We start from the raw sequence: 21,574 nt of genomic DNA, 5'->3' as shown, positions 1-21,574 counted from the left end.
AGATTAGGCGACAGCCGCGGCGATCGCGGCGCGATCAAGACCCGTCTCGCCGATGACGACGAGCTGTCCGTGACGTGGTTCGTCCCTGCGCCACGGCCGGTCGAAATGCTGGCGGAAGCGGCGCCCGACGCCTTGTATCAGAAGCCGCATCGGCTTGTCGGCAACCGCAAAAAATCCTTTCATCCGCAGCACATCGTGCTGCTCGGCAATCGCGCTGAGCTTGGCGATAAACTGCTCCGGATCAGCGAGCGGGCCGACATGGATGACGAAACTTTCGAATTCGTCGTGGTCATGCTCCGGCTCGTCATCGTGATGCGACTTGCGCGCTTCGATATCGTCCTCGGCCGCCGCTTCCAGGCCGAGCAGCAGTTCGGGATCGACACGGCCTTCGCTTGTCAGGACGATCTTGACCGCGCGCGGCAAGAGAGCCCCGATCTGCGCGCGCGCCCGTGCCTTCTCGTCAGCAGACAACAAGTCACTTTTGTTGAGCACAACCATATCGGCGCAAAGCAGCTGATCCTCGAAGACTTCTTCGAGCGGATTGTCGTGATCGAGCGACGGATCGGCAGCGCGTTGTTGCGCGACAAGCTCCGGATCGTCGGCGAACGTGCCGGAGAGAACCGCGGCGCCGTCGACGACGGCGACCACCCCATCGACGGTCAGACGCGAACGGATCGTCGGCCAATCGAAGGCCTTCACCAAGGGTTTCGGCAGCGCCAATCCCGAGGTTTCGATGATGATGTGATCAGGCCTCTCGCCCCGACTGAGCAAAGCCTCGATGGCAGGAACGAAATCATCCGCCACCGTGCAGCAGATGCAGCCATTGGCGAGCTCGATGATATTTTCTTCGGGACAGGATTCGACGCCGCAGCCGCGCAAAATCTCGCCATCGACGCCGACATCGCCGAATTCATTGATAATCAGCGCCAGCCGGCGCCCGTGCGCTTGTTCAAGCAAATGACGGATCAGCGTTGTCTTGCCGGCGCCGAGAAAGCCGGTGACGATCGTCGTCGGAATCTTATGGGTATCGGGCGCCGCCATCTCAAGCTCCGCTGCATTCTGCGGGGTGGAAGGACCGGCGCGCCCAATCGGGAGCGTAGCGCAGCAGGCTGCGGGATTCGCCCCGGGACACCCCGCCCGATGCGAAACGGTCAATGCGCGACGGTAGGTCTCCTGGCTCGCGGCTCAACACATCGCCACCCGCCTTCCCAGATCGCGTGATAGGATCCAGTGGCCTTAGGTGGCTGCTCGCCGCTCACAGTTGCGGGGGCAGCTGCGGCTTCGAGCAGGACGCTCCGACCGCATTCCCTGTTTCCCTTCCGAAGAAGGACCGTCCGCAATATCTTGCCATTGCGCGGCGGGCTTGTCAAAACAACGCGTTTCGTCGCGCGCGTTGGAGATAAGGCATGATGATCGCGCAAGACGCGCCTGAAGACGACATGCGACATAAAGACAAGATGCGCAAACGCAAGGCCGCGCAGGATCGCGAGGTCGCGTCGAAGACGATCGAAAAGGGCCTGTTGATCGTCCACACCGGCCGCGGCAAGGGCAAATCGACGGCGGCCTTCGGCCTTTTGCTGCGCGCGCTCGGGCATGGCTTGCGCGTCGGGGTCGTACAATTCATCAAAGGCGCTTGGACCAGCGGCGAGCGCAAGGTGCTTGAGGCGCGTTTTGCCGACCTCGTCGCCTGGCATACGATGGGTGAAGGCTTTACCTGGGAAACGCAGGATCGCGCCCGCGATATCGCCGCCGCGGAAGCCGCCTGGGCGAAAGCGAAAGCGCTGATGAACGACGCCACCATCAAACTTGTCGTGCTCGATGAATTGAACATCGCCTTGCGCTACGATTATCTGCCGGTCGAGTCCGTGGTCGAAACGCTGACGCAGCGCCGGCCGGACCTGCATGTCATCGTCACCGGGCGCAACGCGCCGCCGGCCTTGATCGCTGCCGCCGATCTCGTAACCGAGATGACGCAGGTCAAGCATCATTTCGATGCCGGCGTCAAAGCCCAGGCCGGAATCGAGTTCTGATGGTGGCGCGGCGCCTGATGTTTCAGGGCACGGGCTCAGACGTCGGCAAATCGCTGATCGTCGCCGGCCTCGCCCGCGCCTATCGCAGGCGCGGCCTGTCGGTCATGCCGTTCAAACCACAGAACATGTCGAACAATGCCGCCGTCACAGTCGATGGTGGCGAGATCGGCCGCGCCCAGGCCTTGCAGGCGCGCGCCGCCGGCGTCGTGCCGAGCGCGCATATGAATCCAGTGTTGCTGAAACCGCAAAGCGAGATCGGCGCCCAGGTCGTCGCGCAAGGCCGCGTGATCGGCACGGCCAAGGCGCAAGAGTACCAAAGCTGGAAGCCGAAATTACGCGCGGCCGTGCTGGAGAGTTTCGCTGTCGTTGCCGCACAAGCCGATCTCGTTCTCGTCGAAGGCGCCGGCAGCCCGGCCGAAATCAACCTGCGCGCCAATGACATCGCCAATATGGGATTCGCGCGGGCGGCGGATTGCCCTGTGGTGCTGATCGGCGATATCGACCGCGGCGGCGTGATCGCGCAAGTCGCCGGCACGAAATTGGTGCTCGATCCCGACGATGCGGCTTTGATCCGCGGCATCATCATCAACAAATTTCGCGGCGATGCGGCGCTGTTCGAAGCCGGGATGAAAGCGATCGAACAACATTCCGGCTGGCCGGCGCTCGGCCTTGTCCCCTATTTTGCCGACGCGGCGCTATTGCCCGCCGAAGATACAGTGCCGCGCCAGCGCTTCCTGCCGAGCGGCGAACGCCGGCCGCTCAAGATCGTAACGCCAGTGCTGCCGCATATCGCCAATTTCGACGATCTCGATCCGCTCGCCGCCGAGCCCGACGTCGCGCTGGTGATGATCCGGCACGGGACGCCCCTGCCCGCCGATGCGGATTTGATCATCCTCCCCGGCTCGAAAGCGACGCGCGCCGATATGATGGCGCTCCTCGCCGAAGGCTGGGACATCGACATCAAGGCGCATGTCCGTCGCGGCAAAAGCGTGCTCGGCCTTTGCGGCGGCTTTCAATTGCTTGGCCGGCGGATCGCCGATCCTTATGGGATCGAAGGCGAGCCGGGCGAGACACCCGGCCTCGGCCTGCTCGACGTCGAAACGATTCTGGGCGGCGACAAGACTTTGCTCGCCATCGAAGGCCACGCAATCGTCAGTGATGCGCCGTTCAAAGGTTATGAAATGCATGTCGGGCGCACCTCAGGACCTGATTGCGCACGGCCGATGCACCGGCTCGTCGATGGCCGTAACGAGGGCGCCCGTTCGGCTGATGGCCGCGTCGCGGGCACTTATATGCATGGGCTATTCAATGACGATAATCAGCGCCGCGCTTGGCTTGAAGCATTTGGCGCCGAATCGCGCCTCGCCTATGAAGACCAGGTCGAGCGGACGCTCGATAAATTGGCCGCGCATCTCGAGCGTTGCCTCGATCTCGACCGGCTGCTCAGCCTCGCCAAATGATCAGCGCCAAGGCTGCATAAGCAATAATCTGTAACAGCGCGACGCGGCGGAAAAGTTTCAGGGCGCGGCGGATATCCTGCGCGGTCGCAGCTGCGCGGCCGTTGCCCATGAAAGCGCCGTCGACGACGCTTTTGCCATAGAGCCGCGGTCCGCCGAGTTTGAGGCCGAGCGCCCCGGCCATGGCGGCCTCCGGCCAGCCCGCATTCGGCGATAAATGTTCCGGCGCATCACGCCAAGCGGCTTGGCACGCGTCGCGGGCCGAGGCGACGCCGCCGAAGGCCGCTGCGAGCGCGACGAGCAGCGCGGCGAGCCGTGCTGCCGGCAAATTGACGAGATCATCAAGCCGTGCCGATGCCCAGCCGAAATTCGCAAAACGCGGCGAACGATGGCCGACCATGCTGTCGGCCGTGTTGATCGTCTTGTAAAGCAGGATGCCGACGAACCCGCCGATCGCCAGCCAGAAAGCCGGCGCAACGACGGCATCGGAAAAATTCTCAGCGAGGCTTTCGATCGCGGCGCGCGCAACGCCCGCCTCATCGAGCACGGCCGTGTCGCGGCCGACGATCCGCCCGACCGCCTTGCGCCCCGCGGCGAGCCCATCCCGCTCCAGCGCGTCTGCGACCGCCTTGACATGATCGTAAAGCGCGCGCTGCGCCAGCAAGCTTGACGCCAGCATGAGAATGACGGCGCCAAGGATCGACCGGCTGCACAGCCAAACGGCGAAACCGCCGCAAGCGCCGGTACAGACGAGCCAAAAAATGAGGCTCGCCGCACCGAGAAACTTTTGCCGCGTCGGCGACGAGGTTTGACGATTGAGCCGTGTTTCGGTCGCGCCGATCAAAGCGCCGATCCAGGTGACCGGATGGCCGACCGCGCGCAGCAAAAGCGCCGGATAGCCGACGGCCGCCTCGACGGAGAGCGCCGCCGCGGTCAGGCCGAAATGGCTCGCGAGACTCATCGATGGTCTCGCCTAAAGGCGCGGGATGCGGTTTTGGTCATAAGGCATCCCGCGTCTCGATCGCCGCGCCTCAGGCCGCTTGCTTCGGCTTGAGATCGAGATCATCGAGCTTTTTTGCCTTGTAGATCAGGTAGGAGATGAGCCAAGCGGCAAGGAAGATGCCGATGATGGCAAAGCCGAGACTGTTGAAATTATCGTTCAGCTTGCCGATCACATCCCAGAATTGGCCTTTCAAGCCGAACTCGTCGCCGATGAGCCCAAGCGCCTCGATGCCGCCGATCAGCAGCGCGACAACGACCGACACCAGCGTGATCGTCAAATTGTAATAGAGCTTGCGGATCGGCTTGACGAAAGCCCAGTCATAGGCGCCGAGCATCATGACGCCGTCGGTCGTATCAACGAGCGACATGCCGGCGGCGAACAATACCGGAAACACCAGGATCGCGGCGAAAGGCACGCCCTTGGCCGCCTGCGCCGCGGAGACGCCAAACATCGCAATTTCGGTCGCCGTATCGAAGCCGAGACCGAACAGCAAGCCGAGGGGAAGCATGTGCCAGCTTCTTGTCACCAGCTTGAACAGCGGGCGGAAGAGCCGCGCGAGAAAGCCGCGATTGTTGAGCAGAACATCGAGATCCTCCTCGACATAAGCGCCGCCGGCACGCACGCGCCGGTAATTTTTGTAGATCGAGACGAAGATGACGATGTTCATCGCGGCAATGGCGAGTAGGAACAGCGACGAGATCGCGGTGCTGACGGTGCCGCCGGCAGCTTGGAAACTCTGGAATTTGCCGAGCAGGCTGACCGCACCTGCAACCAGCGCCGCGACGACGACGATGACGAGCGAATGGCCCATGGCAAAGAAAAAGCCGACCGATACCGGCCGCTGATTCATCTGCATCAGCTTGCGGGTGACATTATCGATGGCAGCAATATGATCGGCATCGACCGCATGACGCAGGCCAAGCCCGTAAACGACAAGCGCAATGCCGAGCAGCGCCGGCTTGTCCCAAAAGCCGATGAAGGCCCAAATCCAGGCGCCGACGTTCAAGAAGGCGAGAAGCGCATAGATCGAAACGAGGCGACCCTTGAGATCCGGCGCGCTCTCGGTGAACAGCCGTTTCAGCAATGTAAGCATGATGAATTCTTTCGCGTTGACGTCCACTGTCATCGCGAATGGCTCAAGAGGTCGCGAAAACGCCTCTTCTCCCGCCGAGACACCCCGCTCGACGCTCTCGCTCTGACGTCCGGCGATGGCAGGTCTCCTGGCTCACGGCTTGATACCGCCTTCGCCTTCCCGGGACACACGCCCAGTGGCTACAAGAAAGCGATTCGCCGCTTACAGTTGCGGGGGCAGCCGCGGCTTGAGGCGAAAGCCCGCACCGCGTTCCCTTTTGATCCCGACGGGAACCATCGCGGCGACGATAGCGTCTGCCTGCCGTCAAATCAACCGGTGCGCCCGAAAGGCACAGCCTGCCGCGTGCTGCTTGAGGCGCATGGGCTCACTCTAAGTTCCATGCCCGGCGCGCTGGGCTTGGATCAGGCGCTTGAGCGCTGCGACGCCGACGGCACCGGGCACGACGCGCTCGCCGATTACATACCCTGGTGTGCCGCGCAGGCCGAGCGCTTTTGCGAGCTGGAAATTTTCAGCGACGGTCTCGACCGGCTCATCGCTGTCCATATCTCGCTGCAACCGCACCATGTCGGCGCCGGCATCCTTTGCCGCCGCGAGGGCTCTCTCTTTGCCCGCGACCCCCGGCATACCCAAAAGCGCTTCGTGGAAGGCGAGATATTTTTGCCCGCCGGAATCCTGCATGCGCAACGCCACTGCAACGCGCGCGGCTTCGCCCGAATCCGGCCCGAGAATCGGAAACTCCTTCAAGACGATTCTCAGCTTCGGGTCGTCATGGAGGAGCGCGATCATATCGACGAGCGCGCGTCTGCAATAACCGCAATTATAATCGAAAAACTCGACCAGCGTGACATCGCCCTGCGGATTGCCGAGCGTGACCTGGCGCGGCGAATGAAAGAGCAGCGCGGAATTGCGAATGATATCGGCGCTGTGGTCGGCGACAGCGGCCTGCGCGCCGGGCTTGGACCTCAAACCGGTCGAGCCTCGCCGTTTTATGAGTTCGGCGAACATCTCTTTCAGTACGTCGGGGTTCTTGACGAGATAGGCGTGAATGATGGCGCCGAGTTCTTCCGGATGGCGCACCAGATAATCGTGAATCGCGGCGTCGAGATCATCCTGCGTGTTCTGCGCAAGACTTTCCGAAACAAGACTTGGCGAAACAAGACTTGGCGAAAGCGGCGCAAACAGGACGACGGCAATTGCGAGAGCGACGACGAATGCTCGGCGTTTCATGGGTCTCTCCACATCGGCTTTATCTCGGCACCATCACCCCGCCGCGGAATCCCCCGCCCGGGTGAAAACCGCCGCCGGGAGGTCCGAAGAAACGTGGCGGCCGTCCGAAGCCCGGATAATAAGGTCCTGGCCCATAGACCGGCGGCACGGGCTCATAGACCGGCCCGTAGCGCCGTGGCGGGATACAAGCCGTGTGACTGCGGTTGGCGACTTCGCCGCGCGGGCAGGCAATACAGCTACCGGGATTGCGCGGATTGCGAATGAATCTGGCACCGCAGGCCGCAATCGGCGGCGGGAGCACGTGCCCGCCGTGAGGCCGCCGAATGCAAGCGGTGTGATCTTCATTGGCAAAGCGTCCGCGCGTGCAAGGCATGCAGCGGCCGGCGTGACGCGAGTCGCGGACGTAATTCCCGCGCGCGGCGCAGCTTGGCGCCGGGGACGGCAGAACCGGCGTCCGCACGATGCGGGGCGGCGGTGGTGGTGGGGGCGGTGGGGGCGGTGACACGAGCCTGCCACAGCTCTTCCCGTCCCGGCTGACGAGTCCGTTCCTGCAACACGAGCCGTCAGGCATTTTGGTATAGCCCTGCGCGCATTTGATGATGCTTTGAATCTGCGCCGGGCAGGAGCCGCGATTCGTCGGATCGACAGGGACGGGACAGCACAGACCTTCCGTCGTCACATTGGCGACCGGGCAGCATTTCCCGCTCGGCCCGACGGGAACGGAACCCGCGGCACAACAGCTCGGTGGCGGGAATTTGATGGGAATTTTTATCGTGCAGGCGGCGCCAAGCGGCGTTTGTCCGGCGGGACAGCAGACGCCGCTGCTTGTGACTTGCCCAGCAAGGCAGCAGCCGCTTGCCGTTTGCGTATAGCCGGGCGCGCAGCACGTGGGGCAAATGGGCGGCGGTGGCGGCGGCTGGCATCGGCCGTTGACGAGCGGGCCGGCACAGCAGGCCTGTGCACCGGACGGATCGTTATACACTTGGCCGCTCGGGCAACAGGACCCGCTTGGGCCAATGGCAATGGTTCCCGGCTGACAGCCGCCGCCTGGCGGGCAGAGGCCGCCTGCGGCGACGAGAGATGCCGGTGTGCAGCATTGTCCGCCAACGCGGACATTGGGCCTTGAGCAGGGCGTGCATTCTTGCGTATGGCGGTCGCGAATTTGGCCCGGCGGACAATTTCCGGGCTGGCAATTGCGCGTAACACGATTCCACACTTGCCCAGGCGGACATCCGCCCGGCGAGCAGGTATTCGCGCCGCTGTTCCACACCTGATGGGGAGGGCAACTGCCGGGCACGCAGGCGGCAAGATCAATCGCCCATACTTGACCGGCAGGGCATCCGCCCGGCGGCCCCATGGGCACGGAGATCCCATAGCCGTGAGGCAGGATGATTTCCTCGGCACGCGGCGTACAGGCGCGCACGATCGCAATATCGCCGAGATGGCCGCGCGCCGCCGTATCGTCGAACCTGTCGTCGTAATCGATGAAATAGGCATAGAGCGGCAGCTCGTGATGCCGCTCGATCCGCCATGTCTCATTGCCTTGCAGTCCGTCGACACCGAGCGCACCCAGAGCGCTCAAACGCTTTCTCAGCACCGCGTCCGCCGTTTCGCGCAGCTCTTCGCCCGTCGACCAGAGAAAGCCGCCGCACGACGCGAAATTGATATTGCCGTCGGCATCATAGCGGTAGCCGATCGCGACACCGCCGTTGCCATTTGTGAGTTGGAGCGGAAAGCCGATCGCATATTGGTCCGGCTCCTGTTGCCAAACAGGATGTCCGTCAGGATCCGTCGAGACCGCCGCGTAACGCAGAACGCGGCCGATTCCCTCCCGTGTCAGCGCCTCGAAATCAAACGCGCCAGTCGGGGCCGGCCGCTCGCCCAAAAACATGCGGCCCTGTTCGTCGAAGGTGATCTTTGAAATTTCGCTTTGCGCGGCGGCCGGCGGCACCGCGAGCTCGATCGATGCGTCACGGCCGAAAGCCCCATCTGGCGCAAGGCTGACCGACCAAATTTGAAGACCGTCAGCGACGGCGTAATAGAGACGGTTTTTAAAAACGGCGAGCCCAAAAATCCGGCGTTGCGGCGGCGCGTAATTCCACGTTGCAGAGTCGCGGCTATCGAACTGCGGACGGGCGATATCGAGCCGCCTGGTTGGATCGAAGGAAACCGGCGGCAGGCCAACGGCTTGACGTCCGGTTACGCCGTGATCGTAACGGCCCATCTCGACCCCGGACATGTTGAAGCGATGAATAAAACCCGTCTCGCGGTCAGCGACGAACAAGGATTTGGATCGCGAGTCGTAAGCGACACCGCCGAGCGCCGCGCCGGAATTCGCCCGACCATCGAGCGTGACATTGGCGAAGAGGCTGACGGCGCCGGTGACGCCGTCGATCTTCCAGATCGATCCAGGGCCGCCACCGGCCGCTGCTGCACCCCAAAGCCCCGGCATGAATGTCGCGCCCGGCGCACCGGTCTTGCTGTGCCGCGGCTGGTTGTCGGACCCTCGTACGACGATGGGCAGCCCATAAGCGGAACTGGCCGCCACATAAATGTTTGGCAGCACCGCATCGTCGGTGGCGACGCCAAACACCTGACCAATCTGACTGGCAAACCAGCTCACCGGTTTCGGCGCGTTGACGAGCTGTGCGTTGGGCAAGCCGCCCATGTGTTGAAGATCGACGATGCGCAGCACGGGGCCATTTTCGTCGATGAAAGTTTCTTCGGCCGGATCGGCGCCGGGCGCGATCTGCGCCGGCGGGATGGCGCCGGAAAAGCCGGTGACGGCCGCATTGCCCAGCGCCAGTATGGGTGGCGGCTGTTGCGCGAAAGCAGAGCCCGTTATTCCGAAGACGGAGAGCCAAACCACCGCCCAAAGCGAAGCAGCCTTTTTGCGAACGGGCACGACGTGGGGGGCTGGCTTCATCACATCACCGCAGCGGCCGGGGCCGGCCAGGCTGAGGCAGGCGCGGTGTCGCCACGCACGCCCCAGTCGCGGCATCGGGCACTTGACCGCTCGGACAGCAAGTCCCGCAGGATGAAGCCTGGGAAGGATCGCAGCACGTCCCCCCCGCGAGCAATATCTCGCCCGCCGCGCAAGCCGGGACGCATTTGCCGCTCGGCCCATAAGTCTCCCCGCGAGGACATGGCGGCGGGAACAACGAGGGACAGGGATTTCCGCCGGGTCCATTGGCTTCGGCCGGGCGCCCGGTGTTGTTGCAAATGCAGACGTTGACGCCGTTAACCAGATTGCCGGACGGATTGGCGGTGCTGGCTCCGGCCGGGGTCGTGTTCGCGGGACAGACGCAGGCGAAAATGCGCTCGCCATTGTTTTGGCAATTGTAGTCGAGCGCAGCATTGCAGACCCAAACAGGCTGCATTGGCTTTGGGCAGAAACAGGACCAGCTCGAAGCGCAGGCACCCGTACTGCCATATTGCGTGACCGTCGTCCCCGATGGGCCGTTGACCTGGACCACGGGCGGCGATGTGCCATCGTTGAGCGTGATCATGATCGGGCCGTTTCCAGGCCCGCCGCCTTGGCACGCTGGATCGCTGTCGCTGAAACTGGCGCAACCTGCCGTATTCGATGCGCAGCTTGCCGTTTGCGTCGGCGGCGGCGTGCAATTGCAGGAGCTACCGAGCAGAGCGGCGGCAACGTCGCAGGCGCAGCCCCCGAGATCGGCGACCGCCTGTCCAAGCCCTTGTTCGACCTGACAGGCACATTCGGCCATGCTCAGCGGATCGATACCCACGCTCGCCGCTTCGCCAATAAACGAGGCGATCGAAGACAAAGCCGATGATGAATCGTTGATAATCTGTTGCGCAGCGTCGGCGTCGTTTTGAACGTTGCCGGCCGTATTTAAAGCGCTGCTGATCGCGTTGCAAAAATCGTCGACCGATCCTTGCCCCGCGCCCGCCGCAACACCCGCCAATGCACCGGTGAGCGCGGTCGCCACGCCTACCCCGGCACCGGTGGCCGCCGTCTCGTCGCAGGCGCTCGACGTAACCGCATTGAAGGCGCTGTCGATCGCATTCGCAAGATCTTGGATGCTGCAGCCGGGGTCTGCTCGTAAAGCCGTCGGCGCAAAAGCGAGGACGACCGCCAAAACGACGGTGCGCGCAGATGCTGCCAGAGACTGGAGCGAGCCCATCGGACCGAACTCCTCGCTGACTCTATATCACGCGCAGGAGCTCGATGGGTTTCGATTATCCGTCAAAGTTTCCGGTTTTGAGGCCCCGGACCTTCTTCGGATTGCGGCAAAGCCGGACAGGTCATGAGGCCCTGGAGCGAGAGAACCAAGGGCAGCTAAAAGTGCCACGCGCAATTCGCGGCTCGCGCCGCAGGATCGAACTCTAAGCCATTGATTTGATGGCGGGAGAGACGGGGCTCGAACCCGCGGCCTCCGGCGTGACAGGCCGGCGCTCTAACCAGCTGAGCTACTCCCCCGCGGACCGCGCGTATCCAGCGGAGACATGCCGGATAAGGGACGCGGTCCGGCAAGTCAAGCCCGCAGAACCGCCTGTTGAAAGCGCTTCAGAAACGCGAGGAACCGAGACGGTATCGCGCGATTTCCCGCCGCGTCAGAATGTGGATCCGGTCGGAGGAAATGTGTTCGGCCATGGTGATCAGCGCCGGGCTCACGCCCATCATGCCGGTATAATGCGAGAGCACGGCGCGCATTGTGCCGTTGTCGTAGAGCCGGTAGCGTTCCTCGTCGCCGCGCGCATCGACACCGTCGACGTAAGCGAACATGCGATGGATGCCGACGAGGCTCTCCGGCGGGATGACCCGCTTCTTCGCCCCGATCAGCGCATAGACGCAGGCCGACAGGCAGCGCCCGCCGATAAACGACCGGGCGCCCCCGGGGCTATTGGGATCGACTTGCGCGACGATGACCGCTGCGCCGATTCGGCGAAACGCCCGCCCCAGCTCCATCGAGGCTGCGACCTTGCCGCCGGGCGAGTTTAGGAAGATGACCGCGTGCAGATTGGCCTGGCCGACATTCTCCCGCACGAACTCGAGAAATTGTGCCGGCGTCGAATCGGCGATCTCGCCTTCGGCGGCGATCACCGCCGGGCAATTGCGTCCGCATCGGCCGGGATCGCCGACGGAAACGAGCTGGAAACTCATCTCTTCGGCATGCGCCGCGGCCGGCTGCAACATAAAACCGACGCCCAGGAGGAGACCGGCATAAAGGCCCCGAAACGCCTTCATTCCGCGAAAATCTGCGAACAACTCCCAGCCGGCCTGCTTCTTCATGACCTCTGCCCCTGCGCCCTGACGCACCGAACATATCGCCCAATTCTGGCAGGATAGCGTTTCGCGCGCATGACGCAATCGGCGCATCGGCAGAGGATTAATTCTTGAATGTGGTGGGCGGTGACGGGCTCGAACCGCCGACATTCTGCGTGTAAGGCAGACGCTCTACCAACTGAGCTAACCGCCCGATCCCAAGCACGTTCCGAACCGCCGTACGGACCATGCTCGCGGCGCCGGTCTAACACAATCCGCCCGGAAATCTAAGCCGCCCGGCCGGCACAAAAAGGGCCCGGAGAAGCTCCGGGCCCGGTCTTTGGAAAGCGGCTGAACTTAGTGGGCGATCAGGCCCGACGCCTCATCGTCTCCCGGCACGGCCGGTGTCTCGATCCGCTTCACGTCCTCTTCCCACACGATCGGCACCGGCTGACGCACCAGCGCGTGCCGCAGCACCTCGTCCATGCGCGAGACCGGCACGATCTCGAGATTGTTCTTCACCGCATCGGGAATTTCCGCCAGATCCTTGGCGTTCTCCTCCGGGATCAGAACCTTCTTCATGCCGCCGCGCAGCGCCGCCAGCAGCTTCTCCTTCAAGCCGCCGATCGGCAGGACGCGACCGCGCAACGTGATCTCGCCGGTCATGGCGACGTCGCGCCGCACGGGAATGCCGGTCAAGGTCGAGACGATAGCGGTCGCCATCGCCACGCCGGCGGAGGGGCCATCCTTCGGCGTCGCGCCTTCCGGCACGTGCACGTGGATGTCGCGCCGGTCGAACAAGGGCGGCTCGATGCCGAAATCCACCGCCCGCGAGCGGACATAAGACGCCGCCGCCGAGATCGATTCCTTCATCACGTCCCGCAGGTTGCCGGTGACGGTCATGCGGCCCTTGCCGGGCATCATGACGCCTTCGATCGTCAGGAGCTCGCCGCCGACTTCCGTCCAGGCGAGCCCGGTGACGACGCCGACCTGATCCTCCGTCTCCGCCTCGCCGTGCCGGTACCGCGGCACGCCGAGGAAGTCGCCGATGTTCTCATCCGTGACCTTCACCGCCAGCGTCTTGCCGGTGACGATCTGCTTGACCGCCTTGCGCGCGACATTGGAAATCTCGCGTTCGAGGTTACGGACGCCTGCCTCGCGCGTATAGCGGCGGATGATCGACACGAGCGCGCTCTGCTCGATCTCGCACTCGACCGGTGCCAGACCGTGCTTCTTCAGTGCCGCCGGGATCAAGTGGCGGCGCGCGATCTCGATCTTCTCATCTTCCGTATAGCCGGCGATGCGGATGATCTCCATGCGGTCCATCAACGGCGCCGGAATGTTGAGCGTATTCGCCGTCGTCACGAACATCACGTTCGACAGGTCGTAGTCGACCTCGAGGTAATGATCGTTGAACGTCGCGTTCTGCTCAGGATCCAGCACCTCAAGCAAAGCCGAGGACGGATCGCCGCGGAAGTCCATGCCCATCTTGTCGATCTCGTCGAGCAGGAAGAGCGGGTTGGACGTCTTGGCCTTGCGCATCGACTGGATGATCTTGCCGGGCATCGAGCCGATATAGGTGCGCCGATGCCCGCGGATCTCCGCTTCATCGCGCACGCCGCCGAGCGACATGCGGACGAATTCGCGTCCGGTCGCCTTGGCGATCGACTTGCCGAGCGAGGTCTTGCCGACGCCGGGGGGCCCGACGAGGCACAGGATCGGACCTGTCAGCTTGTTCGCGCGGCTCTGCACGGCGAGATATTCGACGATGCGCTCCTTGACCTTCTCCAGGCCGAAGTGCTCGCTGTCGAGAATCTCTTCCGCGACGGTCAGGTCCTTCTTCACCTTGCTGCGCTTGTTCCACGGAATGGACAAGAGCCAGTCGAGGTAATTGCGAACGACCGTGGCCTCCGCCGACATCGGCGACATCTGCCGCAGCTTCTTCAGCTCGGCGGTCGCCTTGTCGCGCGCTTCCTTCGAGAGACGCGTCGCTTTGATGCGCTCCTCGATCTCGGAGAGGTCGTCCTTGCCGTCCTCGTCGCCGAGCTCCTTCTGGATCGCCTTCATCTGCTCGTTGAGATAGTATTCGCGCTGCGTCTTCTCCATCTGGCGCTTGACACGCGTGCGGATACGCTTCTCGACCTGCAGGATCGAGATTTCGCTTTCCATCAGGCCAAGGCATTTCTCCAGCCGCTTGGCGACGGAGCTCGTCTCCAGCACCGCCTGCTTGTCGAGAATCTTGACCGCAAGATGCGACGCGACCGTATCGGCGAGCTTGGAGAAGTCGTCGATCTGGTTGACCGCAGCGATCACCTCCGGCGAGACCTTCTTGTTGAGCTTCACATAGGACTCGAACTCTGTCATCACCGAACGCGCCAAGGCTTCGACCTCCACCTTGTCGGTGGGATCGTCGACCAGCACCTCGGCCTCGGCCTCGTAATAATCGGCCGTGCGGGTATAGCCATGCACGCGCGCCCGCACCTGCCCCTCGACCAGCACCTTCACCGTGCCGTCGGGCAGTTTCAACAATTGCAGGACGGACGCGAGCGTCCCGGTCTTGAAAATCGCATCGGGATTGGGATCGTCGTCAGAGGCATTGATCTGCGTCGCAAGCAGGATGAGCTTGTCAGCCTTCATCACCTCTTCGAGTGCGCGAATGGATTTTTCGCGGCCGACGAAGAGCGGCACGATCATATGCGGGAAAACGACGATGTCACGCAACGGCAGGACCGGATATGTTTCGATCTTTCCGGGCGGCACCGGCTCGCGCTTTTTGTTGGTCATCGCTTAAATCCTATCCGAACTTTCGTTCAAAGCCAGAACTCGAGACATATCCCCGCGTAACCCGATTTTGCGCCCTTTACAGCGCTGGTACAAGTCAACCCCGCAGTTCTACACTCCGCAATTCTGAAGCGCCCCTTAGGGCTTTCGTGGTTCCAAAATGGCGTGAGACTGCCCGGCTTTCAAGCGGTACGGTGCATCAGACCTGCACCGCGTAACCTGCCGCACAAGCCCTGTTCCGGCCTTGAGGCAAAACAAACGCAACGGAAAAACCGTCGACAAGACGCAATGCGAGGACGACGCCGCCCGGCATCGTCCTCGCGCGCAACCCCAATTGTCAGGCTTAAGCGCTGGTGGCACTCTTCTCGGTACGCTCGGCGTGGATATAGAGCGGGCGCGACTTGCCCTCGACCACATCGGCTCCGATGACCACCTGCTCGACGCTATCGAGGCCGGGCAGATCGAACATGGTATCGAGCAGGATCGATTCCATGATCGAGCGCAGACCGCGTGCGCCGGTTTTCCGTTCGATCGCCTTCTTGGCAACGACGTTCAGCGCCTCTTCCTGGAAGGTGAGCTCGGTGTTCTCCATCTCGAACAGCCGCTGGTATTGCTTGACCAGCGCGTTCTTCGGTTCGACCAGGATGCGCTTCAGCGCTTCCTCATCCAGATCCTCGAGCGTCGCCAAAACCGGCAGGCGGCCGACGAATTCGGGGATAAGGCCGAATTTCAGCAGATCCTCCGGCTCGACCTTGCGCAGGATGTCGCCCGTGCGGCGCTCATCCGGCGACTGAACCGTCGCGCCGAAGCCGATCGAGGTCTGCGTACCCCGCGCGGAGATGATCTTCTCGAGGCCAGCAAAAGCGCCGCCGCAGATGAACAGGATGTTGGTCGTGTCCACCTGCAGGAATTCCTGCTGCGGATGCTTGCGGCCGCCCTGCGGCGGCACCGACGCGACGGTGCCCTCCATGATCTTCAAAAGCGCCTGCTGGACGCCTTCGCCGGACACGTCGCGGGTGATCGACGGATTGTCGGACTTCCGCGAGATCTTGTCGATCTCGTCGATATAGACGATGCCGCGCTGCGCCCGCTCGACATTGTAATCGGAGGCCTGCAGCAGCTTCAGGATGATGTTCTCGACGTCCTCGCCGACGTAGCCGGCCTCGGTGAGCGTCGTCGCATCGGCCATGGTGAACGGCACGTCGAGGATGCGCGCCAGCGTCTGCGCCAGCAGCGTCTTGCCGGAACCGGTCGGGCCGATCAGCAGGATGTTCGACTTCGCCAGCTCGACGTCATTGTGCTTCGTCGCGTGGTTCAAGCGCTTGTAATGATTGTGGACCGCGACCGAGAGCACGCGCTTGGCCTGCGCCTGGCCGATGACGTAATCGTCGAGGACCTTGCAGATTTCCTTCGGCGTCGGGATGCCGTCGCGGCTCTTCACCAGCGCGGACTTGTTTTCCTCGCGGATGATATCCATGCACAGCTCGACGCATTCATCGCAAATGAATACCGTCGGACCTGCGATCAGCTTGCGGACTTCGTGCTGGCTCTTGCCGCAGAAAGAGCAGTAGAGCGTGTTCTTCGAGTCGCTGCCGCCGACCTTCGTCATGGCCTATCTCCTTATGGGCCAGACCAAAGCCGGACCCTGTTTTCTGGCGTCAGGCAAAAGCTCGAATGCGAACCTCTAACCTGCCTTTTGACCCCAAGCCCCTCGCCTTCTGCGTCGTTTTGGTAAACGCAAGTGCATCATGGCGAGGCCCCGGGATCAAGCCCCGGGCCAGATTTGACGCGCTAACCGAGTCTTTTATGCCACATAGGCGCGCCAACCTGACTTTATAGTGTCATCAATTTGCGTTTATTCAGTTAAATGGGCGGGTTTGTCACCAAACAGCAATCTATGTGCCAAAGGCCAAGTTGCCAAGGTTTGAACCGCCAGGCGAAAGGGCCACGCCGGCCCCCCGCACCGCTTCAGAAACGGTCGATCCGACCTTGGTCTAGGGCGCGCTTAAGCCGCCGCCTTGCCGGCTGACGTCTCGTCCGGACGCTTCTCGATCACCTGGTCGACGATCCCGAAGGACTTCGCCTCCTCGCCGGACATGAAATGGTCGCGGTCCAGCGTGGCCTCGATCGTATCGTAGTCGCGGCCGGTGTGCCTGACGTAAATCTCGTTCAGCCGGCGCTTCACCTTCATGATGTCCTCGGCGTGGCGGACGATGTCCGATGCTTGGCCTTGGAAGCCGCCCGAGGGCTGATGGACCATGATCCGGGCGTTCGGCAGCGCATAGCGCATGCCCGCCTCGCCGCCGGCGAGCAACAGCGAGCCCATCGAAGCCGCCTGGCCGATACAAAGCGTCGAAACCTTCGGCCGGATGAACTGCATCGTATCGTAGATGGCGAGCCCCGAGGTCACGACGCCGCCCGGCGAATTGATATACATCGAGATTTCTTTTTTCGGGTTCTCCGCCTCGAGGAACAGCAATTGCGCCACGATGACCGAGGCCATGTGATCCTCGACCGGGCCGGTCAAAAAGATGATCCGCTCACGCAGCAGGCGCGAATAGATGTCGAAACCGCGCTCGCCGCGGCTCGTGTTCTCGATGACCTGAGGAATCAGGTAGTTGTCGTAAATCTCGAGGGGATCGCGATCGCGCATCGTGCAACCTTTTCTGTGCCTTGAGCACGGCTCCTGGCCTTGCTGTGAAGATAATCGCTTCCGCCGCTTTCGCAACGGCAAGGGGCGGTGCTAACCGGCAGCCGCCGGGGCTGTCCCCAGGCCCTTCTGCGCTTCGTCCTCGGCAGCCTTCTCGGCCGCCTCGACCTCTGTCAAAAGCTCATCCTTGCCGACATGGCGGTCGGTCACCTTGGATTGGCTCAGGACGTGGTCGATCACCTTTTCCTCGAACAGGGGCCCACGGATTTCAGCGAGCCGCTCGGCATTGTTGCGATAGAACTCGATGAATTGCTTTTCCATGCCGGGATATTGCCGCGCCCGCTCAAAAAGCGCTTGAGCGACCTCCTCGTCCGACACTTTAACCCCGGCAACGTCACCGATCTCGGCCAAGGCCAAGCCGAGGCGAACCCGGCGCTCGGCGATCCGGCGATAAGTGGCACGCTCCTGTTCCTCAGTCGTGCCTTCGTCGGCGAGCGTGCGGCCGGAGGCCTTCAGTTCCGCCTCCGCCTGCCTCCAGATGGCGCTGAACTCCTGTTCGACCAGCTCGTCCGGCAGGTCGAACGAATATTTCCTGTCGAGCGCGTCGAGCAGCTCGCGCTTCCATTTGCGCCGCGACACGAGGCTCGCCTCGCGTTCGAGCGAGGCCCGCATCGATTGGCGCAGCTTCTCCAAATCGTCGAAGCCGAGCCCCTTGGCGAACTCGTCGTTGATGTCCAGCGTGCCCGGCGCCGCGACAGCTTTGAGCGTCACGGCGAATTCCGCCGGCTTGCCGGCGAGCGTCGGTTCCGAATAGGCCTCCGGGAAGGTGACATTGACCGTGCGTTCCTCGCCGATCTTCATGCCGATGATCTGGTCTTCGAAACCGGGAATGAAGGAGCCGGAGCCAAGGACGATGTCGATATCCTGCGCGCTGCCGCCTTGGAATTCCTCGCCGCCAACCTTGCCGACGAAATCGACCGTCACCTTGTCGCCCGTCTCGGCGACGGCTTCGCCGTCCTTCGGCGTAAACGGGCGGTTTCGCTCGGCAATGGTCTTGATCGCAGCGTCGATCTCGGATTCGGGAATATCGGCGACGAGACGCTCGATCTCGACGTCGTCGAAACTGCCGACTTCAACTTTCGGCAAAACTTCAAGCGCCACAACATAAGAAAGATCGGCCTTGGATTCGAAGGCTTTTTCCAGTTCGTCCTGATCCTTCGGCAGGTCGATCTTCGGTGCGCCGGCGAGCCGCAGCGCATTGTCCTCGACGATCTTGCGGTTGGCGTCGTTGACCGCCTCCTGCATCACCTCGGCCATGATCGAGCGGCCATAAAGGCGGCGCAGATGCGCGACCGGCACCTTGCCGGGGCGGAAACCTTTGATACGCGCCTTGGCCTTGATTTCGTTGAGCTGGCTCTCGACCCGCGAGGCGAGGTCGTCCGCCGGCAGCACGACCTTATATTCGCGCTTCAGGCCCTCGGAGCGTGTTTCCGTCACTTGCATCGGCTCATCCACCTTCTTCGTTTCGGCCGCCGCCTTAAAAATAAAACGCCGCCGGCCGGCGCCGTTAAGCTTCGGACAGGGCGCGAGAAATTGTGCGGCTGGTGCGGGCGGAGGGACTCGAACCCCCACGGCTTTCACCACCGGAACCTAAATCCGGCGCGTCTACCAGTTCCGCCACGCCCGCGCGCGCTTGAATCGCGCCGCGTCCCCACCGCTCGGGCCGCGTCTATAGCATGCCCAAAAACCGCCGCAGCAAAAAAGTGAGGTGTTGGCGGCCGATCCCGCGGCCCGATCCCCCGGGGGAACGGATCGTCGCTTAGAGACCGCCGGCGCGGCCAAATCTTCCAATCGCGCCCGAATGACCAAAAACCGCGTCGCCCTTTTCGGTCCGATGCTCTAGATCACGATGATTTCGGATCGAACCGACCCGAAATCATAAACGTGATCGATTCTAAAAGTTTAGAGCGGGATTTTTGCGAAAAACCGCTGACACTTTTTCGCGTCCCGCTCTAGCAAGAAGCCGCACCGGTGCCCGACCTCGCATGATCCTCACCCGCCGCCAGCTCCTCGGCACGACCCTTGTAACCCTGATTGCCCATGAAACGGCGAGTGCCGGTGAGACGGCGCTGCCTTTGGCGCCGCCGCGCGCGATCACGGCGCGCAAGACGGCGATGCGGCTCTTGCCGGCGCCGGGCGCCGAAACCCAAATCCTCAGTTTTGACGGCACGACGCCGGGGCCGTTGCTGCGCTGCAGGATCGGCGACGACCTGGCGATTCGGCTGGTCAACCAGACCGACCGGCCGCTGACGCTCGCCAATTGGGGCCTACGCCTGCCCAACGCCTTGGACGGTGTCGCGCCGCTGACGCAGAAGCCGGTCCTGCCCGGCCAGAGCTTGGATTATCGGTTTACGCCGCCCGATGCGGGGCTTTTCGGCTATCGCTCTTTCGTCGCGCCGGATGCCGGCAATCTGCTCCGCCACGGTCTTTACGGGGCCCTCATCGTCGACGAGGCGGCACCGCCGCCGGCAGACCAGGACATTGTCGCGATCCTTGCCGATTGGCAGTTCGACGCCAAGGGCCAAATCCCCGATCCGCCGCAACCCGGCATGTCGCTGGCGACGATCGATTCCAAAGTTCTGGCCCTCGAGGAGACGCATAATCCCGGCAGCCGGGTCCGTCTGCGCCTGCTGAACGCCGCCGCGGCGCGTCTCTTTTTCGTCGTTTTCGAAAATCTGGTCCCGCATGTGCTGGCGGTCGACGGTCAGCCTTGCGAGGCCTTCGCGCCGGGCGGCAATCTGCTGCCGGTCGCGCCCGGCGCCCGATTCGATGTGATGTTCGACCTGCCGGCTTCCGGCGGGGCGCGATTGCTTTTGCGCGAGCCCGGCGCGTCGGATCGCCCGCTCATTATCTTCAAAACCAAGGGCACCGCTTGGACAGGCATGCCGGCGATCGCATCGCTGCCGCAAAATCCGCGGCTGCCGACGAAGATCCGGCTCCAGGATGCCAAGAACGTACAAGTCACCGTCGCCGGCGGCGGCAAAACGCCCTTCAGCCTGAACGGCGCCACGGCGAAAGACTTCGCCAAAGAGCCACTCTTTGCAGTCAAGCACGATGCGCCGGCGACGATCAGCCTCGTCAACAAAAGCACGGCCGCGCAGCAGATGCGTGTGCATGGCCATGCGCTGCGGATTCTGCACGATCTCGACGATGGCTGGGATCCCTTCTGGCGCGATGCCGTCATCGTTCCGCCGGGACATACCAAACATATCGCCTTCGTCGCCGACAATCGCGGCAAATGGGCGATCGAGTTCCTGCCGCTCGATGCCCCGATGGGCGAGATGGTGGCGTGGTTTGAGGTGAGCTAGAGATCGCCCTCAAGCAGGCGGCGCAGCACGGGCGGCAGATGTTCGGGAATATCCTCGGCAATGAGGCCGGGGCCGAAGTCGCGCGCTGCCGCCGCATGCAGCCAGGCCGCCGCGCTCGCCGCTTCGAAGGCCGGCATCGCTTGCGCCAGAAGGCCGCCGATGATCCCCGACAGCACATCGCCGGATCCAGCCGTTGCAAGCCAGGGCGGCGCGCCGTGATTGATCGAGGCGCGGCCGTTGGGATCGGCGACGACGGTGTCGGCGCCTTTCAACAGCAGCACGGCGCCCATCAAAGCGGCGCCGGCGCGCGTGCGATCGAGCTTCGAGGGCGAGGCAAGCAGTTCGATCTGCGGATGGTCGCGCAGTTCACCCTCTTTCGAAGCGAACAATTGCGCGAATTCGCCGTCGTGCGGCGTCAGCACGACGGCCTTGCCCGAGGCTTTGATCGCATCGGCGAGCTTCACCGCCTCGCCGGCGAAGCTCGTCAGCGCATCGGCATCGAGAACGATCGCGCGCGGCTCATCCGGATGGCTCGGCTGCGCTAGAGCGGTGAATACCAGTTGCCGCGTCGCCTCGCCGACGCCGAGCCCCGGCCCCATCACGACGACATTCTTGCGCTTGTCGGCAAGAATCTCGGTAAGATTTTCAGCACTGTCGCAGACACGCGTCATGATCGCCGTGAGAGCCGCGGCGTGGATCGGCAGCGCATCGGTCGGCGTCGCGACCGTGACG

Annotated in this window: 16 protein-coding genes, 3 tRNA genes and 2 riboswitches; of the genes, 5 read left to right on the top strand and 14 right to left on the bottom strand. The window is 63.0% G+C overall.

Going from position 1 to position 21,574, the window contains the following annotated elements; genetic code table 11:
* Positions 1 to 3 precede the first annotated feature (3 nt).
* Positions 4 to 1,041, bottom strand: coding sequence for a cobalamin biosynthesis protein CobW (cobW, locus tag Q0025_RS05150; protein WP_297296685.1), 1,038 nt, complete (start codon positions 1,039 to 1,041; stop codon positions 4 to 6).
* 104 nt (positions 1,042 to 1,145) lie between these two features.
* Positions 1,146 to 1,350, bottom strand: a riboswitch (cobalamin riboswitch).
* A 56-nt stretch (positions 1,351 to 1,406) separates the two neighbouring features.
* On the opposite strand from cobW, the gene cobO reads away from it, so the two are divergent.
* Together cobO and Q0025_RS05140 are read left to right on the top strand one after the other, a co-directional pair.
* Positions 1,407 to 2,030: a cob(I)yrinic acid a,c-diamide adenosyltransferase gene (gene cobO, locus Q0025_RS05145; protein ID WP_297296683.1), complete on the top strand. Its 624-nt coding sequence runs from the start codon at positions 1,407 to 1,409 to the stop codon at positions 2,028 to 2,030.
* Positions 2,030 to 3,490 (top strand): cobyric acid synthase, encoded by a 1,461-nt coding sequence (locus tag Q0025_RS05140; protein WP_297296681.1) that lies wholly within the window; start codon positions 2,030 to 2,032, stop codon positions 3,488 to 3,490. Before cobO ends, Q0025_RS05140 begins: the two co-directional genes overlap by 1 nt.
* On the opposite strand, the gene cbiB is transcribed toward Q0025_RS05140, so the two are convergent.
* From cbiB to Q0025_RS05120, 4 genes are all read right to left on the bottom strand, one after another.
* Positions 3,474 to 4,448 (bottom strand): adenosylcobinamide-phosphate synthase CbiB, encoded by a 975-nt coding sequence (cbiB, locus tag Q0025_RS05135; RefSeq protein ID WP_297296678.1) that lies wholly within the window; start codon positions 4,446 to 4,448, stop codon positions 3,474 to 3,476. The two genes, Q0025_RS05140 and cbiB, sit on opposite strands and share 17 nt — an antisense overlap.
* 70 nt (positions 4,449 to 4,518) lie before the next feature.
* Positions 4,519 to 5,616 carry a HoxN/HupN/NixA family nickel/cobalt transporter gene (locus Q0025_RS05130; RefSeq protein ID WP_297296676.1) on the bottom strand — a complete coding sequence of 366 codons (1,098 nt, stop codon included), beginning with the start codon at positions 5,614 to 5,616 and terminating at the stop codon, positions 4,519 to 4,521.
* Positions 5,617 to 5,682: 66 nt separating this feature from the next.
* Positions 5,683 to 5,875, bottom strand: a riboswitch (cobalamin riboswitch).
* Between the two features lie 77 nt (positions 5,876 to 5,952).
* Positions 5,953 to 6,810, bottom strand: a complete 858-nt coding sequence (locus Q0025_RS05125) for a DsbA family protein (RefSeq protein ID WP_297296674.1) — start codon at positions 6,808 to 6,810, stop codon at positions 5,953 to 5,955.
* A 19-nt stretch (positions 6,811 to 6,829) separates the two neighbouring features.
* Entirely contained in the window at positions 6,830 to 9,736 is a 2,907-nt protein-coding gene (locus Q0025_RS05120) for a hypothetical protein (RefSeq protein WP_297296672.1), read from the bottom strand.
* Between the two features lie 431 nt (positions 9,737 to 10,167).
* Between Q0025_RS05120 and Q0025_RS05115 the strand changes: the two genes are divergently transcribed.
* Positions 10,168 to 10,524 (top strand): hypothetical protein, encoded by a 357-nt coding sequence (locus Q0025_RS05115; RefSeq protein WP_297296670.1) that lies wholly within the window; start codon positions 10,168 to 10,170, stop codon positions 10,522 to 10,524.
* Positions 10,525 to 10,656: 132 nt separating this feature from the next.
* Entirely contained in the window at positions 10,657 to 11,088 is a 432-nt protein-coding gene (locus tag Q0025_RS05110; RefSeq protein ID WP_297296668.1) for a hypothetical protein, read from the top strand.
* 92 nt (positions 11,089 to 11,180) lie between these two features.
* On the opposite strand, the gene Q0025_RS05105 is transcribed toward Q0025_RS05110, so the two are convergent.
* The 8 genes from Q0025_RS05105 to Q0025_RS05070 all read right to left on the bottom strand — a co-directional run bounded on the left by Q0025_RS05105 (position 11,181) and on the right by Q0025_RS05070 (position 19,161).
* Positions 11,181 to 11,257: transfer RNA gene (locus tag Q0025_RS05105), tRNA-Asp, on the bottom strand.
* Between the two features lie 87 nt (positions 11,258 to 11,344).
* A complete protein-coding gene (locus Q0025_RS05100) occupies positions 11,345 to 12,025 on the bottom strand; it encodes a hypothetical protein (protein ID WP_297296666.1) in 681 nt (226 codons plus the stop codon).
* Between the two features lie 156 nt (positions 12,026 to 12,181).
* Positions 12,182 to 12,257: transfer RNA gene (locus tag Q0025_RS05095), tRNA-Val, on the bottom strand.
* 143 nt (positions 12,258 to 12,400) lie between these two features.
* Entirely contained in the window at positions 12,401 to 14,827 is a 2,427-nt protein-coding gene (gene lon, locus Q0025_RS05090) for an endopeptidase La (protein ID WP_297296664.1), read from the bottom strand.
* A 340-nt stretch (positions 14,828 to 15,167) separates the two neighbouring features.
* Positions 15,168 to 16,433, bottom strand: a complete 1,266-nt coding sequence (clpX, locus tag Q0025_RS05085; RefSeq protein WP_297296663.1) for an ATP-dependent Clp protease ATP-binding subunit ClpX — start codon at positions 16,431 to 16,433, stop codon at positions 15,168 to 15,170.
* Between the two features lie 396 nt (positions 16,434 to 16,829).
* Positions 16,830 to 17,477 (bottom strand): ATP-dependent Clp protease proteolytic subunit, encoded by a 648-nt coding sequence (locus Q0025_RS05080; RefSeq protein WP_297296661.1) that lies wholly within the window; start codon positions 17,475 to 17,477, stop codon positions 16,830 to 16,832.
* A 90-nt stretch (positions 17,478 to 17,567) separates the two neighbouring features.
* Entirely contained in the window at positions 17,568 to 18,977 is a 1,410-nt protein-coding gene (gene tig, locus Q0025_RS05075; RefSeq protein ID WP_297296659.1) for a trigger factor, read from the bottom strand.
* Between the two features lie 99 nt (positions 18,978 to 19,076).
* Positions 19,077 to 19,161: transfer RNA gene (locus Q0025_RS05070), tRNA-Leu, on the bottom strand.
* Between the two features lie 358 nt (positions 19,162 to 19,519).
* Between Q0025_RS05070 and Q0025_RS05065 the strand changes: the two genes are divergently transcribed.
* On the top strand, positions 19,520 to 20,842 hold the full coding sequence (locus tag Q0025_RS05065) for a multicopper oxidase family protein (protein ID WP_297296657.1): 1,323 nt from the start codon (positions 19,520 to 19,522) through the stop codon (positions 20,840 to 20,842).
* On the opposite strand, the gene Q0025_RS05060 is transcribed toward Q0025_RS05065, so the two are convergent.
* Positions 20,839 to 21,574 (bottom strand): ADP/ATP-dependent (S)-NAD(P)H-hydrate dehydratase (locus tag Q0025_RS05060; protein WP_297296655.1); only part of this gene is annotated, 736 nt, incomplete at its 5' end. The genes Q0025_RS05065 and Q0025_RS05060 overlap by 4 nt on opposite strands.

Source organism: uncultured Methylovirgula sp., assembly GCF_947646745.1.
GTDB lineage: Bacteria > Pseudomonadota > Alphaproteobacteria > Rhizobiales > Beijerinckiaceae > Methylovirgula.
Note: the sequence above shows the minus strand (reverse complement) of the source record. Positions and strands in the feature narration are given on the sequence as shown.

Coding starts and splice junctions, on each gene's coding strand:
- cobW (WP_297296685.1), bottom strand. CDS start 1,041: ATGGCGGCGCCCGATACCCATAAGATTCCGACGACGATCGTCACCGGC.
- lon (WP_297296664.1), bottom strand. CDS start 14,827: ATGACCAACAAAAAGCGCGAGCCGGTGCCGCCCGGAAAGATCGAAACA.
- Q0025_RS05120 (WP_297296672.1), bottom strand. CDS start 9,736: ATGAAGCCAGCCCCCCACGTCGTGCCCGTTCGCAAAAAGGCTGCTTCG.
- Q0025_RS05080 (WP_297296661.1), bottom strand. CDS start 17,477: ATGCGCGATCGCGATCCCCTCGAGATTTACGACAACTACCTGATTCCT.
- cbiB (WP_297296678.1), bottom strand. CDS start 4,448: ATGAGTCTCGCGAGCCATTTCGGCCTGACCGCGGCGGCGCTCTCCGTC.
- Q0025_RS05100 (WP_297296666.1), bottom strand. CDS start 12,025: ATGAAGGCGTTTCGGGGCCTTTATGCCGGTCTCCTCCTGGGCGTCGGT.
- Q0025_RS05125 (WP_297296674.1), bottom strand. CDS start 6,810: ATGAAACGCCGAGCATTCGTCGTCGCTCTCGCAATTGCCGTCGTCCTG.
- Q0025_RS05065 (WP_297296657.1), top strand. CDS start 19,520: ATGATCCTCACCCGCCGCCAGCTCCTCGGCACGACCCTTGTAACCCTG.
- Q0025_RS05130 (WP_297296676.1), bottom strand. CDS start 5,616: ATGACAGTGGACGTCAACGCGAAAGAATTCATCATGCTTACATTGCTG.
- tig (WP_297296659.1), bottom strand. CDS start 18,977: ATGCAAGTGACGGAAACACGCTCCGAGGGCCTGAAGCGCGAATATAAG.
- clpX (WP_297296663.1), bottom strand. CDS start 16,433: ATGACGAAGGTCGGCGGCAGCGACTCGAAGAACACGCTCTACTGCTCT.
- cobO (WP_297296683.1), top strand. CDS start 1,407: ATGATGATCGCGCAAGACGCGCCTGAAGACGACATGCGACATAAAGAC.
- Q0025_RS05140 (WP_297296681.1), top strand. CDS start 2,030: ATGGTGGCGCGGCGCCTGATGTTTCAGGGCACGGGCTCAGACGTCGGC.